Origin of the sequence: Clostridium sp. AM49-4BH (genome assembly GCF_003478335.1) — a bacterium.
GTDB lineage: Bacteria > Bacillota > Clostridia > Lachnospirales > Lachnospiraceae > Butyribacter.
On the sequence record NZ_QUFB01000014.1, the window covers coordinates 50,994 to 64,970 of the forward strand.

General features: G+C 44.9%; 20 protein-coding genes. All 20 read right to left on the reverse strand.

The window, feature by feature from the left end; all coding sequences use genetic code 11:
* Positions 1-65: 65 nt before the first annotated feature.
* Positions 66-794 (reverse strand): YebC/PmpR family DNA-binding transcriptional regulator, encoded by a 729-nt coding sequence (locus DW981_RS05890; protein ID WP_022025175.1) that lies wholly within the window; start codon positions 792-794, stop codon positions 66-68.
* A gap of 125 nt (positions 795-919) precedes the next feature.
* Entirely contained in the window at positions 920-1,381 is a 462-nt protein-coding gene (locus DW981_RS05895; protein WP_118507084.1) for an arginine repressor, read from the reverse strand.
* Positions 1,382-1,417: 36 nt separating this feature from the next.
* Complete coding sequence (locus DW981_RS05900; protein WP_022025173.1) at positions 1,418-2,284, reverse strand: NAD(+)/NADH kinase; 867 nt, start codon at positions 2,282-2,284, stop codon at positions 1,418-1,420.
* Positions 2,256-3,137, reverse strand: a complete 882-nt coding sequence (locus DW981_RS05905) for a TlyA family RNA methyltransferase (protein WP_243034666.1) — start codon at positions 3,135-3,137, stop codon at positions 2,256-2,258. Before DW981_RS05905 ends, DW981_RS05900 begins: the two co-directional genes overlap by 29 nt.
* Positions 3,134-3,646 carry a transketolase C-terminal domain-containing protein gene (locus DW981_RS16120; RefSeq protein ID WP_347474514.1) on the reverse strand — a complete coding sequence of 171 codons (513 nt, stop codon included), beginning with the start codon at positions 3,644-3,646 and terminating at the stop codon, positions 3,134-3,136. The genes DW981_RS05905 and DW981_RS16120 overlap by 4 nt, the downstream gene beginning before the upstream one ends.
* A 5-nt stretch (positions 3,647-3,651) precedes the next feature.
* A complete protein-coding gene (dxs, locus tag DW981_RS05910) occupies positions 3,652-5,007 on the reverse strand; it encodes a 1-deoxy-D-xylulose-5-phosphate synthase (RefSeq protein ID WP_347474515.1) in 1,356 nt (451 codons plus the stop codon).
* A gap of 88 nt (positions 5,008-5,095) precedes the next feature.
* Positions 5,096-5,995, reverse strand: a complete 900-nt coding sequence (locus DW981_RS05915) for a polyprenyl synthetase family protein (protein WP_118507093.1) — start codon at positions 5,993-5,995, stop codon at positions 5,096-5,098.
* A 5-nt stretch (positions 5,996-6,000) separates the two neighbouring features.
* Positions 6,001-6,201: an exodeoxyribonuclease VII small subunit gene (gene xseB / locus DW981_RS05920; protein WP_022024374.1), complete on the reverse strand. Its 201-nt coding sequence runs from the start codon at positions 6,199-6,201 to the stop codon at positions 6,001-6,003.
* Positions 6,202-6,216: 15 nt separating this feature from the next.
* A complete protein-coding gene (locus tag DW981_RS16125) occupies positions 6,217-6,570 on the reverse strand; it encodes an exodeoxyribonuclease VII large subunit (RefSeq protein WP_347474516.1) in 354 nt (117 codons plus the stop codon).
* Positions 6,567-7,439: an exodeoxyribonuclease VII large subunit gene (gene xseA / locus DW981_RS05925; RefSeq protein ID WP_347474517.1), complete on the reverse strand. Its 873-nt coding sequence runs from the start codon at positions 7,437-7,439 to the stop codon at positions 6,567-6,569. The genes DW981_RS16125 and xseA overlap by 4 nt, the downstream gene beginning before the upstream one ends.
* A complete protein-coding gene (gene nusB, locus DW981_RS05930) occupies positions 7,423-7,863 on the reverse strand; it encodes a transcription antitermination factor NusB (RefSeq protein ID WP_022024376.1) in 441 nt (146 codons plus the stop codon). The genes xseA and nusB overlap by 17 nt, the downstream gene beginning before the upstream one ends.
* Positions 7,864-7,880: 17 nt before the next feature.
* On the reverse strand, positions 7,881-8,240 hold the full coding sequence (locus DW981_RS05935; protein ID WP_022024377.1) for an Asp23/Gls24 family envelope stress response protein: 360 nt from the start codon (positions 8,238-8,240) through the stop codon (positions 7,881-7,883).
* A gap of 123 nt (positions 8,241-8,363) precedes the next feature.
* Complete coding sequence (locus DW981_RS05940) at positions 8,364-9,092, reverse strand: SpoIIIAH-like family protein (RefSeq protein ID WP_118507088.1); 729 nt, start codon at positions 9,090-9,092, stop codon at positions 8,364-8,366.
* Positions 9,093-9,153: 61 nt separating this feature from the next.
* On the reverse strand, positions 9,154-9,759 hold the full coding sequence (locus DW981_RS05945) for a hypothetical protein (protein ID WP_118507089.1): 606 nt from the start codon (positions 9,757-9,759) through the stop codon (positions 9,154-9,156).
* Positions 9,750-10,250, reverse strand: a complete 501-nt coding sequence (locus DW981_RS05950) for a stage III sporulation protein AF (protein WP_022024380.1) — start codon at positions 10,248-10,250, stop codon at positions 9,750-9,752. The genes DW981_RS05945 and DW981_RS05950 overlap by 10 nt, the downstream gene beginning before the upstream one ends.
* A gap of 100 nt (positions 10,251-10,350) precedes the next feature.
* The gene (locus DW981_RS05955) at positions 10,351-11,406 is read right to left on the reverse strand and encodes a stage III sporulation protein AE (RefSeq protein WP_118507090.1); all 1,056 of its coding nucleotides are present in this window, start codon (positions 11,404-11,406) and stop codon (positions 10,351-10,353) included.
* Positions 11,407-11,418: 12 nt separating this feature from the next.
* A complete protein-coding gene (locus tag DW981_RS05960) occupies positions 11,419-11,874 on the reverse strand; it encodes a SpoIIIAC/SpoIIIAD family protein (protein WP_118507091.1) in 456 nt (151 codons plus the stop codon).
* Between the two features lie 35 nt (positions 11,875-11,909).
* Positions 11,910-12,104 (reverse strand): stage III sporulation protein AC, encoded by a 195-nt coding sequence (gene spoIIIAC / locus DW981_RS05965; RefSeq protein ID WP_022024382.1) that lies wholly within the window; start codon positions 12,102-12,104, stop codon positions 11,910-11,912.
* A 24-nt stretch (positions 12,105-12,128) separates the two neighbouring features.
* Positions 12,129-12,653, reverse strand: a complete 525-nt coding sequence (locus tag DW981_RS05970; protein WP_022024383.1) for a stage III sporulation protein AB — start codon at positions 12,651-12,653, stop codon at positions 12,129-12,131.
* Between the two features lie 24 nt (positions 12,654-12,677).
* Entirely contained in the window at positions 12,678-13,637 is a 960-nt protein-coding gene (spoIIIAA, locus tag DW981_RS05975; RefSeq protein ID WP_022024384.1) for a stage III sporulation protein AA, read from the reverse strand.
* Positions 13,638-13,977: the final 340 nt, after the last annotated feature.

The window sequence follows — 13,977 nt, forward strand, 5'->3', positions numbered from 1 at the left end:
CTCATTTCCAACAATTACAACGTTCTAATAGTTATTTCGGCAGAACTATATCTCGTCTTAACCGTCTACTCATCCCAATTATGATATACATACTGTACATCATCATCTTCATCTAACAGATCCAATGTACGCTGCAACTGTTTAATATCATTTTCATCATTCAACGTAACATACGTTTGTGGCAACATTGTGACTTCTGCACTTGCCATCGCAATATTCTCTGCCTCTAACGCCTCTCTAACTGCACTAAAATCTTCCGGTGCTGTCGTAATTTCAAAGGAATCATCCTCTTCATTAAAGTCATCAGCTCCTGCATCCAATGCGATCATCATCAGATCATCTGCCTCCATATCGCACTCTTCCTTGTCGATAATGATCTGTCCCTTTTCATCAAACATATAGGATACACAGCCCTGTGTTCCAACACTTCCGCTACCCTTTGTGAAGGCGTTTCGGACATTACTAGCCGTACGGTTCTTATTGTCTGTCAACGCTTTTACAATGATCGCCGTACCATTCGGACCATATCCCTCATAAGTTACCTCTTCGTAATTAACTGCGTCAATATTACCTGCTGCTTTTTTGATACCACGCTCGATCGTATCATTTGGCATATTATTGGCTTTAGCTTTCGCAATAACATCACGAAGTTTGCCGTTGTTGTCCGGATCCGGACCGCCCTCTTTGACGGCTACCGCAATCTCTCTTCCGATGACAGTAAAGATCTTACCTTTTGCTGCATCATTCTTCTCTTTCTTATGTTTAATGTTTGAAAATTTTGAATGTCCTGACATTTTTTTTACTTCCTTTCTCTTATTTCACACTACGAACAAAGCCGCCTTGTGTCTTTCAGCCCTGTCGTTCCTGCGAATGCTGTTTGTACGCACCCAGCCAAATTCCAGTATATCACGAAATAAGTTTACTGTCTATCCTCATGAACCAGTTCCGCGATCCGCATCTGCACTGCTGCCACTTCCCCAACAGACCGTATCGCGCACATCACCGTATCATCCCCGGCGATCGTCCCGACCACACCGGAAATCTCCAATTTGTCGATCGCCGCCGCAACAGCCATCGCCATACCGGAAATCGTTTTGATCACCAGCAGGTTTTCTGCCTGTTCCAAAGAAATCAAACCATCCTGCAGTACACGGACATACTTTTGATATAAATTAGCCTCTTCCTGAAGCAGCGTGTATTTTTGTCTGGGGCCATCTCCCACAGACACTTTTGTCAGCTTTAGCTCACGAATATCACGCGATATCGTTGCCTGCGTCACAGAATACCCTGCCTGCTGCAATCTTTCCGCTAACTCCTCCTGCGTCTCGATCTCATACCTTCCGATCAACTCTATGATCTTCGCTCTTCGCTCCAGTTTCATATATTCCGCACCTCACTCCGATTTCTGCCGTTAGCATTAGTTGCCGTTTAATTTCTGCCGCATCTTCTCATAGAAATTCAATCCGGATAATTTGATGAAATCAGTCGTAGCATGCGGTACCTCAAGTACAAGTCTGTCACCCGTTTTCAACATACCAACCGTCCGCCCATCTGCCTGCAGCACTGCCGTATCCTCCCCGGCTTCTTTCGTCTGTCCGATTTCCAGGACAATACGTTCTTTAGCATCTAGCAAAAGACTCCGCTTGTTAAGAGAGTGTGCACATATCGGTGTGATCACCGTTGCATGCAGTCCCGGTACCAACACCGGTCCTCCTGCCGACAGATTGTATCCGGTCGACCCGGTCGGTGTCGCCACGATCAGTCCGTCTGCACGATAAATATCTACAAGTTCCTCCCCCTGAAATACTTTCACCGTGATCAAGCGGCATTCACCCTGTTTGGCGATCACCATATCATTTAATGCATAACAGGATGTGCGGCTGTCTTCCCCCTTAAATTTTGCAGTTTCTTTTAACATGATACGACTCTCTGTCGTATAATCATCCTTAAGCAGCCGTTCCAGCGCCTCCTCCAGATTTTGGCATTCCACTTCCGTCAAAAACCCGAGCGTTCCCGTATTTACTCCCAAAATCGGCACATCACAATGAACCAGGTCGATCGCTGCCTGTATCATCGTGCCATCTCCACCAAGCACGATCGCACACTCAGCGTCTTTGGGAATATCCTGTACCGCCGTAAAATGCCTGATCCCTCCGGTTTCTTCCAGAAAATTTGGTAATATGACGCAATCTGCATCGTGCGCACGCAAATATTGCACTGCCCTCTGTGCAATCTGTGCATTAGCCCCTTTATCGCTATTCGTGATGATACAAAAATGCCTCATGCGCTGCCTCCACTGTCTCTTTGGCAAGTGCCAAATACTGTTGTTCGAACTGTTCTTCTGCCTTCTGATCTGCTTCTTCTGCAATTTCCGTAAGTGCCTGCGCATCTTGCGGTTTCTCTATGTACAACAGATACTCTATATTACCCTCCGGTCCTTTGATCGGTGAATAACTTAACCCTAAGATCTCAAATCCCATAGATAGTGCATATGTCATTATATGACATACCACTTCTTCATGAACCTTTTTATCCCGGACCACACCTTTTTTGCCAACCTTCTCTCTGCCTGCTTCAAATTGTGGTTTCACAAGACATACAACCCTGCCGCCGTTTTTCAACAGATTCCATACCGGGATCAATACCTTGGTCAAAGAAATAAAAGCAACATCTATGGAGGAAAAGTCAATCGGGTCGGCAATATCTTCCGGCGTAACATATCGTATATTCGTCTTTTCCATGGATACTACCCGCTCATCCTGACGCAATTTCCAAGCCAGTTGGTTTGTCCCTACATCAATAGCATACACCTTAACCGCACCATTTTGCAGCATGCAGTCGGTAAAACCACCGGTAGAAGATCCTACGTCCATACACAGCTTGTCCTGTAATGGCACATGCCAAAGTTCCATTGCCTTTTCCAGTTTATATCCTCCTCGGCTGACATACTTCATCGGCGTTCCCTTGATGCGGATCTGCGCATCTTCTGCAAACGTACTTCCCGCTTTATCTTCGCGTTGTTCCTCAACAAAAACATTACCTGTCATAATAATGGCTTTCGCTTTTTCTCTGGATTCTGCTAACCCACGCTTTACAAGTAAAACATCCAGCCGCTCTTTCTTTTTTTTCTCTTTCACTGCTGCCTCCATACCTGTTCAATACGAGCCGCCACGCTCTCCGCATCCTGGCCGTATTTACTTCGTAACTGTTGCACCGTTCCGTGTTCTATAAATGCATCCGGCAATGCGATATTAACGATCTTCGGACACTTTTCACCCCGCTCTGTCGCTGCATACCATGCTGCAACTGCCTGTCCAAAACCTCCGGTGATCACACCGTCTTCCATCGTCACAACAATGGAATGCTGTGCTGCCACCTGCTTTAACATTTGCTCATCCATCGGCTTGACAAATCTGGCATTGATCAACGTAGGATCTAATCCCTTTTGCTGAAGCATTTCCACCACATGAACTGCGACTTCAACCATACTTCCCACAGCAATAACAGCTATATCCCGTCCGGTGTGTATCCATTCAGACCTTCCCACTCGGATCGCTTCTCTATGATCCGACAGCCCATCGTACGCCGCTCCTCTGCTATACCGGATTGCAACCGGTCCTTCCTGTGCAAACGCAAAACTGAACATATCCTCTAATCCTGCGAATTTTTTGGGGCCATTACTGTCAGATTTGGCATCTGTGACAAAAAGGCAATATCAAAGATTCCCTGATGCGTCTCACCATCACTTCCGACCAATCCGGCGCGATCCACCGCAAAGACAACCGGAAGGCTGCCAATGCAGACGTCATGCAGTATTTGATCATAGGCACGCTGCAAAAAAGTAGAATACAATGCCACGACCGGTCTGCTGCCGCCTAACGCAAGCCCCGCTGCAAAAGTCACTGCATGTTCCTCGGCAATGCCAACATCAAAAAAGCGATCCGGGTATTGCTCAGCAACAGCAGATAATCCGGTACCGGTTGGCATTGCAGCCGAAATGGCCACGACATCTTCCCGATCTTCCATTGTCTTTAGCATCACATTTTGAAACACCTTGGTATAGGTCGGTACATCTTTTTTGCTATGAAGTAATGTACCATCCGATACCCGAAACGGTCCCACACCGTGAAACGAAGAAGGGTCTTTCTGTGCAGGCGGATACCCCTTTCCTTTTTGTGTGACCACATGAACGATTACCGCTGCATTTAATTTAGAAGCACTATTAAATGCCGTTACCATCTGTCCTATATCATGGCCATCAATAGGACCAATATAAGTGATTCCCATATCCTCAAACAACATTCCCGGAATGAAGATACGTTTGATCAAATCTTTGACACCGCGTATCCGCTCTGTTAAACGATTTCCAAAATGCGGCAATTTCTCCAAAGCATTCTCCACATCCTGCTTTAACTCCGTATAATTAGTATCGGTACGGATCTTACCTAAATAGTTCGACATTCCACCTACATTTTTGGAAATTGACATCTGGTTATCATTTAATACGATGATCATATTGGATCTGAGTCTGGCTGCATTATTTAACGCTTCATACGCCATTCCTCCAGACAGAGCACCATCTCCGATCACTGCAAATATCTTATTATGTCTGCCCTGTAGATCTCTCGCTTTGGCAAGTCCCAGCGCAGCACTGATCGATGTTGAACTGTGCCCGGTATCCATCGCATCACATTCACTCTCTCCACGTTTTGGAAAACCACTCATGCCGCCATACTGTCTAAGACTGTCAAACGCATCCTGTCGCCCGGTCAATATCTTATGCGTATAGCACTGATGTCCCACATCCCATACAATCTTATCCTCCGGCAGATCACAGCACAGATGCATTGCCATCGTCAACTCCACCACTCCCAGATTGGAGGCGAGATGTCCTCCCGTTCTGCTGACCTTGCGCACAAGAAATCTACGGATCTCTCGCGCTAACTCCCGGTATTCGGACGGATCTATCAATTTAATATCATTTGCTTCTTTTATCTGCTCTAACATTACAGTAGTCTGTCATTCCTTTCTATATCCGCTGATTCTGATCCGCAGACATAATTCTTTCTTTGCAAATATTATCCATCAAAAGTATTTATTTCTTGCGGTGGATCAACGACACGATCAGTTGATCTAAAAATTCATTTTCTTCTGAAAGATTTTCTAATATCTCCACAGCTTCTTTGGAATACTCCTCGACTGCTTCCTCTGCTTCTCTCATCCCATGCAAAGATACATAGGTTGTCTTTTCATTACGCAGATCGCTGCCTATCGGTTTACCAAGCTCTTCCGCCGTACTTGTCAAGTCTAAAATATCATCTTGGATCTGAAAGGCTAACCCGACTAATCTGCCGACACACTCTATCTGTGCAATCTCTTCTTCAGCGGCGCCGGCTAAAGCGGCCCCTGCCATCAAAGAAGCCTCTAACAGTGCACTCGTCTTATAACGATATATAAAATCGAGCTGCTCCTCCGAAATCGGCTTGCCGGTCAATTCCACATCGACCACCTGACCTCCTACCATTCCATATACTCCGGCTTTGCGGCTTAAAATCTGCAGTGCCTTCAAACCATTTGCCGGATCCTTCAGCTTAAGTGCACCTTCCACCGCTGTTTCATATGCATAATTGAGCAAAGCATCCCCGGCAAGGATCCCCATATCTTCACCATAGACGATATGTGTGGTTTTACGGCCACGACGATACTCATCATTATCCATCGCCGGCAGATCATCATGCACGAGAGAATACGTATGGATCATCTCGATTGCTGCCATAAACGGTTCAATCTCAGTTTCATCACTGCCGCCAAACAACCGATAAGCTTCTAACATGAGCATCGGTCTGAGACGCTTGCCACCCGCCATCAGACTATATTCCATCGCATCTGCAATCGTCTTTTGCATCGTAATATTCTTTGGCAATGCACTCACTAATACCTTTTCTATTGTGGATACTCGCGCATTTAATGCATCCTGAAATTGTTCTTGTGTCATACTTGTCACCCCTCTGTTTCCTCCTGCTCTATGATCTCCAGTTTCTTTTCTACTTTGTCAATTGTATCACTACAATGTTTGATCAGTTTCATTCCCTCTTCATATTTTTGAAAGGACTCCTCCAACGACAGATCCCCCTGCTGCAAGCTGCCAATGATCGTGTCTAACTGCTCGAAAGATTCCTCTATGCTCAATTTTTTTGCCATAATTTATCTGCCTTTCTAGCGCTTTGATGCTACATCCTGCACCACAACATCTGCTTGTCCATCTTTCAAAGTAAGGGTCAATCGCTGTCCCTTTTTCAACTGATCGATCGACTTAATATTATTGCCGGCGTCATCTGCCACATAAGCATAACCACCTTGCAATTTATAGAGCGGTGAAAGCCCCTTTAACTCTTCTGCATACAACGCCACCTGATGCTTTGCTGAAGTAAGTTTTTGTTCCAGCAAACGCTTTAAGCGTTCCTCACTGTCCGCCAAATATAACCTGCGCTGTCGGATCTGATCCTGTGGACTGGAATGAGATAATGCCATTTCATATCTGGTCAGCAAGATTTTCTTCAACTTGATCAATGATAGATACTTTGCTGTAATTGTCTCGCAGATTCTCTAAGTTCCATCGTAAGATCCCGGTAAGAATACACTGCTAATTCTGCGGCCGCCGATGGGGTCGGTGCTCGCATATCTGCTGCATAGTCTGTCAGCGTTGTATCTGTTTCATGTCCTACTGCTGAAATGATCGGTTTTGTACACGCAGCCACCACTCGAACCAGTTCCTCTTCATTGAACGCCCACAGATCCTCGATAGATCCGCCTCCGCGCCCGATAATGATCGTATCTACATCCGTCTTTTCAAAATAACGAATTCCCCGGATCACTGTCTGTGCGGCTCCCTCTCCCTGTACCTTGGCAGGATACAACCGTATCTGTACATACGGATTACGTCGATGGGTTACATTACAGATATCCTGTATAACCGCACCTGTCTGAGCTGTCACCACACCGATCGTCTTCGCATATTTGGGAAGTGGCTTTTTATTTTCTTCGTCAAAAAGCCCCTCCTCAAGGAGGCGCTTTTTTCGTTTTTCATATTCTTCGTATAATTTACCGGCACCCTGCATACTAATATCACGGGCATACAACTGATATCTTCCATCTCTTTCATATACACTGATGCTCCCATACACAAGAACATTCTGTCCCTCTTCCAATCGGAACGTCATACCTCTTGTATAACTTGCAAACATCACGCAGGAAATCTGTGCTGCTTCATCTTTTAACGTGAAATAAATATGACCGGAAGAATGATATTTAAGATTTGATATTTCTCCCTGCACCTGCACGCGGCTCAACAAATAATCTCTAACAAACAGATTTTTGATATACTGGTTGATCTGTGAAACCGAGCATATCTTTTCGACACCGCTACTGCGTCTCTGCATCCGTATTGCTCCTTTCGCGTACAACGGCAGCTAACACTCCGTTAATATAACGCGGTGAACTATCGCCACAATACTGTTTTGCAAGCTCTACAGCCTCATTCACAGCCACATTATCCGGTACGTTTTCATCAAACATGATCTCATAAACTGCCAGACGAAGTACGGTCAGATCCGCCTTCGGCAATCGACCCACTTTCCATCCGGTAGATTTGTCATTGATCATGGAGTCCAGCTCCTCTACATGAGCAGCCACTCCATGAAATTTATCTGCTAATTCTATACGATCTGCCTCTCTGATCTCCTGCAGATCATCCATAAAAAGAGCCAACTGTTCATCTAACTCTGCATCTTTGTGAAACTCCAACTGAAATAACATACGGTATAGTTGTTCCCGCATTTCTTTTCTTGTCAATTTCCTAGCCATTCTCGTTCAATTCTCCTCTACTCATTGCCCAGATTTACTCCGGATACACGTACATTAACCTCTGAAACCGTAAGACCCGTCATCGTCTCGATCTGCTGGCTTACTCTCTCCTGTACCTGCTCGGTCACCTTTGGAATGCTGTATCCATATCGTACACTTATCATCATGTCTACATGCACAACACCTAACTCCATCTGTACCTTAACGCCCTTCGTTAATTTTTTCTTGCCAAGCATTCCTGCCAGTTCATTGGTAAGTGTACCTGCCATAGCATATACACCATCAACCTCTGTTGCCGCCAATCCGGCAATCGCTGCAACAACATCGGCTGCAATCTTTACTTCGCCAATACTTTTATTTTTCTGTTCGTTTGCCACGATAATAACCTCCTTTTATCCGCTGATATTATAACCTGTCATTTGTGTGCTATGCATATTTCAGGAAAGCATCAGCACCTCACAGTTTATTATATCAAAAAACAGGAGATTTGCAATGTATTACTAATTTTTCTCAATCTGCACCGGTGTAATAACAATATTTTCTGCCGCAAATCCTGTCTTACGTTTCACAATATCAATAATCTGTGCCATCTGTTTGCTGCTTAACTCTTCTGCATTAACAACAACATCCGCACTCTTGTCACTCAGGCTGACCATTGCATCTGCAAATCCCTTTGCCTCTAACATCATCTCCGTCGCATTTTCTTTTTCCGACAATTTAGTGATCGCAGCCACTTCTTTGACCGCTGCTTTTTTGTCCGCAGAAGCTAACGCCTTATTATTGACAATCTCTAATAAAGTTTCCTTATTTTTGGCACGCGTCTGTTCCCTGGAAAGTTTTGCCGAAGAAAAATAATCCGTCCCGATCGTATTGGATACCATAACTGCTTCTCCCGGATTTTCCTGTGACGCTACGACCTCTCCGTTATCATTGACCGTAACTTTTGCACTATCTTCTTCGGATATATCTTTCGTCACCGCATCCTTTTTACTGTCCGCCTTTTTGGCAGTTGTCTTGGCGCCTTTCTTTGATACTTTCGTCGTTTTACTCTCTTTTTTGTCCGTTTTTTTACCATCCGCCTTCACCTTACTCTGTGTCTGTTTTGCATCTTTCTGCAGAATATTACCGGTCGCAATCTCCTGTCCCGTAAAATTCAAATATCCTGCCACCACGATCATCACCGCAAGGGCAGTAATGATAATTTGATTTTTGTGTACAAGCTTTTTCATAAACTTCCCTCTTTTCTGCGTATTTCAGCAACTATCTCATTTGCCGCATACGCTGCATATGTTATTTCATCTTCATTACCCTAATTTTATGTGCCTGCACCGGAAATAATGCCTGCACCGCTGCAATTATTTCTGTGTCTGTCTGACCACTATCGGCCCCCGACGCCACGACTACCACGCCTTCAATCTCCGGCGTTAATATCTGCACCAGATATGGCGTATCCTGTCCATCTTTGCGGACAAGAACACTTTCCGTTGTCGCTGATTCCTTCTGCCGTTTGGACCCGGTTCCATCCTCTCCTGTACTTTCCGTTGTTGCAGAATCATTTTGCAGCGTTACCCGCTCTTCGGATGAAGCAAGAGTGATCATCACCTGCACATCACCCACTCCATCTACCTTTCTTAACAGTTCACAAAGTTCCTTTTCTATCTTTTTGTTATATTGCTCCATAGCATCTAACGCAATCTGCTCTGATGCCTCCTCTGATGTCACATCCGATGAGTTTTCCTGCTTTCCGATCTTCTTTTGAGAACCACCTGTCCCCGGCAGAGAGAGCACCAACAGTACAATGCCTACCGCTACGATCACAAGGATCTTGGGGAGCCCAATATCTTGAAGCCGCAATGGTTCTCTCCCCTCCGAGCCCCATATATTTTTTAGATCCATATTTCTACCTGCTCTTTCTGCAGTTTATATTGACTGCATAATTGGTTCTTAAATTGCCGCAATTGCTCCTTTGTGACCTTGCTGGTTTCCTCTGTTTCCAGATGCAGTTCTATCTTGTGGATCACTCCCTTTGCATCCGCTTTCACAGTTACCTCATCCGCAGGCAGAGCATGCTGCCCGGCCTGCTTCTTAATCTGCTCTTCTAACTGCTCCGTATATTGCTGCATAATAACCTCCTGTCTCCTGCCCTCCGTAACTGCGAGCTGCTCTTGGATATCATTTACATCCATTTGAAATAAATATTGCTCCACCGTATCATGCCAAGCCGTATCTTGATGTAAAACGCGTAGCACCGGACTGACTACCAGCAAGATCAGTACGATCCCGCTAAAAAAGCGAAAATACTGCTCGTACTGCGGTTTCATGATCAAGCCGCGCAGAACCGTTACCAAAATAACGTAAATGATAATCTGTCGGATCCACTCCTGCATACGACAATCTCCCCTTCCTGTATCAGATCATTCTACCAATCTGAAATCAAGGTCCCCCTCATCTGATCATACTAACAATCTGAACCCGGATTTTTCTGTATCAAGTCATGCTGCTGATGACCAAAATAGACGCAATAAACAACATGGCACCAAATGCTACGGCACGCACCAACAGTGCTAAAGATTCTTTAATCGCTCCTAAACAGCGTATAACGCGTGGTTCTGACACCGGCTGTACTACGGCCGCCACCAGTTGATAGCCAAACTGCCAAAATAACAACTTAAGTAATGGCACTGCGCAGAGTAAAAATACGGCGATCACGCCGGCAACACCAACCGCATTTTTTACCAATTTAGCGGCAACAAGCACCGTATTTGTCACTGTGCTGATCGTGTTTCCCACACCCGGTATCGCGCCCCCCGCCTTGATCAATGTAGAATTTTGAAGTTCTGCTGACACCGGAACGATCAAGCCTTGAATCACATTGATCCCCATCATGATCCCAAACATTGTCTTCAGCGCCAATGTAACCAGATCTTTCACCAGCTCTGCCATCTTGCCAAACATTTCCTCTTCTGATAGTTCGTTGGCAAGCTGCAGCAAAAAAAATACATTAATAGCAGGTAACAGTATCTTCACTAAAACCAGATCAATGACGGCTACGATGACTAATGTGAATTCATAGTATACCGCCCCCGCTCCTGCTCCACTGGCAAAACTCATACTGATGAAATACGCCGGTGTCAGCACCTTGATAAACTCTAACAATCCGGATAACGTCTGCACTGCCAGCGTTGATGCCTGCATAAATGCACCTGTTAATACCGAAAACAGTAACAGATACACCCCATAAAATGCTGTTGTTGCAACTTGTTTTCCCTGCATCAGCTTGGAAAAATTCGTAATAACTGCTCCAATGACCGCCAAGAGCAATACATACAACAGCATACTCTTTTGCTGACCGATATTTCCGAAAACACTCTGAATCAATTGTCTTCCCATATCAGCAGGATCAAACGGGACCTTTCCCTGTATGATAGATGCAACATAATCCATAAAAGAAATAGAAGAGTTCCCCATCAGCGTATCCAAAACACTCTGGATCTCATCTCCGGATATTTCATCTAAGATCACATCTGTCCCATTCTCAGCCATAGGTGCCTCCTTTCATATTCCCATTTGCCCGATCAATGTGATCAAATTTTGAATGATCGGTATGCTAACCGCCAGCAGCATGATTTTTCCAAAAAATTCAATCTGCCCTGCCACAGCACCAAATCCGGCATCTTTACATATTTCTGCACCAAATTCTGCAATATAAGAAATCCCTATCATTTTGAGCAAAACCTGCAGATATAACGCTCCACTTCCAAGCGCCTCCTCCACTTCCCTGATCATTGTCAGGATATTCTCAAGCTTAGATAATGAAATTCCCATGATCAAAAGGCACGCTGCCAAAACAACCCACAGACTTTGTCCTGCCTTTTCCCCTTTTAACAATAGAGCTAATAACGCCCCCATCACTCCGATCACTGCAACTTTCAGCATAGTACTCCTACATTCCTTTCCCCATCTGCCAGCTTGATCTACGCGATCATCCCTCAGCTCTTTTCCACCCTGCACCCCCTTCCTCGCTCTTTCTATCCGCAAGGTTTCCTTTAGACGATAAATAACTGTTCTATCGTCTGAAACAACTCCTGAATATAAGGTACAACCCACAGTAATACTAAGATCAGTCCGGCAAGACTTACCAAAAAAGCCTGCTCCTCACGGCCGGAATGTTTTAGCACCTGTCCCAAAACAGACACTAAGATCCCCACTGCAGCTATCTTAAAAATCAAATTGATTGTCATAAGACTCCTGCCTTTCCACTTTTGCTATACGAACAAGATTACCAGAAAACATCCTGCCGTCACCCCCACAACACGATACACACGTGCCTGTGTCTGAGATTCACTGCGAATCTTATTCACAACTTTATGTAATCTTTGTTCGTGCAGCTTTAACATGTGCAGCTGCGTTTTACGATCTGTCTGCCCTAATGCACGTCCCACCTCCTGCAAAATATATTGTTCTTCCTGTCCCAAAAAACAGATAGGTGAAAGACCGGTTTTACGCTTAGTTTCTTCTCTCCACACTTCCCATAACCGCACAGAATCCCCACGCTCTAACCGTTCTATGATACGCTGCCATAATTCCGAAAAATAAATACTTTCTACCTGTAAGATTTTTAAGATATCAATCATATCATTACCGGCATACTCCATTTCCCCGTATAACCGCTGCAATAACACCTCCAATTCCTCTAATATACGTATTCGTCTTTTAAGCCCCACAGCCATCACCATTCCTCCGCCGACACATCCTGTCATAACTAATATACAACCGATCCACTTTAACATCTCTTCCTCTTCTCCTCCCTGTTGTCACATTATCGTAGAACCTCTGTCATCGAAAATCGCTTTCACATTACCGATGCCATCCCCTAACAATACATAGCGCTCAAAGAACCGGTGTTTGATCAAACGCTCAATTCCCGGTTTACGCTTTATCTCGTCCATACTCGCTCCATGTACCGTTGCTAGCAGCTTCACTCCGCTATTAGCGGCATATTCCATCGCATCCACATCTTCCATCGAGCCAATCTCGTCCACGGCAATAACCTGTGGAGCCATCGACCTAACCAGCAATATCATTCCCTCTACTTTGGGGCATCCATCCAAAATATCCGTCCTACAACCAAGATCATTTTGTGGTACACCATGATAACACGATCCAATTTCCGAACGTTCATCGACAACACCAACAGTCACTCCCTCAAAGTGTTCTCCTCGTACCCCTTCCGTTATGCCCGAGGATAAAATACGGATAATATCCCGCAATAACGTTGTTTTACCACCACACGGCGGAGACAGGATCAATGTATTGTGAATACTATCTCCTCCTTGCAAATACGGAAAAATACGATCAGCACAGCCTATCACTTCATGTGCCAGACGGATATTCAGACAGGATATGTATTGCATCCCTTTGATGTGCTGCTGATCTTGTATGATCCTGCCCGCCAGTCCTACGCGATGTCCACCGCGAATTGTCAAAAAGCCCTGCTTGATCTCTTGTTCGTATGCATAACGAGAATAATTACTCATATATTCCATGGATTCCTTCAATTGCTCCCGTCCCACACACACCGCTTGTCTCGCTTCATGAACCATGCCGCCACGCCGTGCCAAGAAATATTCTTTTTGCCGATACCGCAAAATAACCGGTTTACCGACACGCAAACGTATTTCCTGCAGCCCCTCCCAGTCAATGGAAAGAGATTGTACCTTTTGCCGAATCTCTCCCGGTAAAATGCGCATGATTTCCTGTTTTCTATCCTCCACCAATTCATCCTGCCTCCTATCACCTTTCTTACTCTCCAATATATGCGGCCTGTCCGAATATATGAATTATTTACTCAAACTTCCCGTACCAAAAGTAATTTCCAACCACATACGTCACGTTACTTAATGTCTCTGAAATACGAGACATAAGTAACGACGAGCGCAAAGTCCCTTTCAAAAATGATGAATACCTTGCTTCCGGGACTTCGAGTTCTCCGTAAGGCATGTAAATCATACATCAGAGACAACAAAATTTAGAAATCACGATAAAAACAAAATGCGGCAAGGCAATTACTATAGTTCTCGGATGGCAGAAACCACTTTTTAGTGGCTGCAAAAT

What these genes read in the sequence shown, in the direction of transcription:
- DW981_RS05900 (WP_022025173.1), bottom strand. Translation starts at nt 2,284, where the DNA reads ATGAGGCATTTTTGTATCATCACGAATAGCGATAAAGGGGCTAATGCA.
- DW981_RS05890 (WP_022025175.1), bottom strand. Translation starts at nt 794, where the DNA reads ATGTCAGGACATTCAAAATTTTCAAACATTAAACATAAGAAAGAGAAG.
- dxs (WP_347474515.1), bottom strand. Translation starts at nt 5,007, where the DNA reads ATGTTAGAGCAGATAAAAGAAGCAAATGATATTAAATTGATAGATCCG.
- DW981_RS05950 (WP_022024380.1), bottom strand. Translation starts at nt 10,250, where the DNA reads ATGCAGGAGTGGATCCGACAGATTATCATTTACGTTATTTTGGTAACG.
- DW981_RS05895 (WP_118507084.1), bottom strand. Translation starts at nt 1,381, where the DNA reads ATGAAACTGGAGCGAAGAGCGAAGATCATAGAGTTGATCGGAAGGTAT.
- nusB (WP_022024376.1), bottom strand. Translation starts at nt 7,863, where the DNA reads ATGGCTAGGAAATTGACAAGAAAAGAAATGCGGGAACAACTATACCGT.
- xseA (WP_347474517.1), bottom strand. Translation starts at nt 7,439, where the DNA reads ATGCAGAGACGCAGTAGCGGTGTCGAAAAGATATGCTCGGTTTCACAG.
- DW981_RS05970 (WP_022024383.1), bottom strand. Translation starts at nt 12,653, where the DNA reads ATGTTAAAGTGGATCGGTTGTATATTAGTTATGACAGGATGTGTCGGC.
- DW981_RS05945 (WP_118507089.1), bottom strand. Translation starts at nt 9,759, where the DNA reads ATGGATCTAAAAAATATATGGGGCTCGGAGGGGAGAGAACCATTGCGG.
- DW981_RS05915 (WP_118507093.1), bottom strand. Translation starts at nt 5,995, where the DNA reads ATGACACAAGAACAATTTCAGGATGCATTAAATGCGCGAGTATCCACA.
- xseB (WP_022024374.1), bottom strand. Translation starts at nt 6,201, where the DNA reads ATGGCAAAAAAATTGAGCATAGAGGAATCTTTCGAGCAGTTAGACACG.
- DW981_RS05940 (WP_118507088.1), bottom strand. Translation starts at nt 9,092, where the DNA reads ATGAAAAAGCTTGTACACAAAAATCAAATTATCATTACTGCCCTTGCG.
- DW981_RS05955 (WP_118507090.1), bottom strand. Translation starts at nt 11,406, where the DNA reads ATGGCTGAGAATGGGACAGATGTGATCTTAGATGAAATATCCGGAGAT.
- spoIIIAC (WP_022024382.1), bottom strand. Translation starts at nt 12,104, where the DNA reads ATGACAATCAATTTGATTTTTAAGATAGCTGCAGTGGGGATCTTAGTG.
- DW981_RS16120 (WP_347474514.1), bottom strand. Translation starts at nt 3,646, where the DNA reads ATGTTCAGTTTTGCGTTTGCACAGGAAGGACCGGTTGCAATCCGGTAT.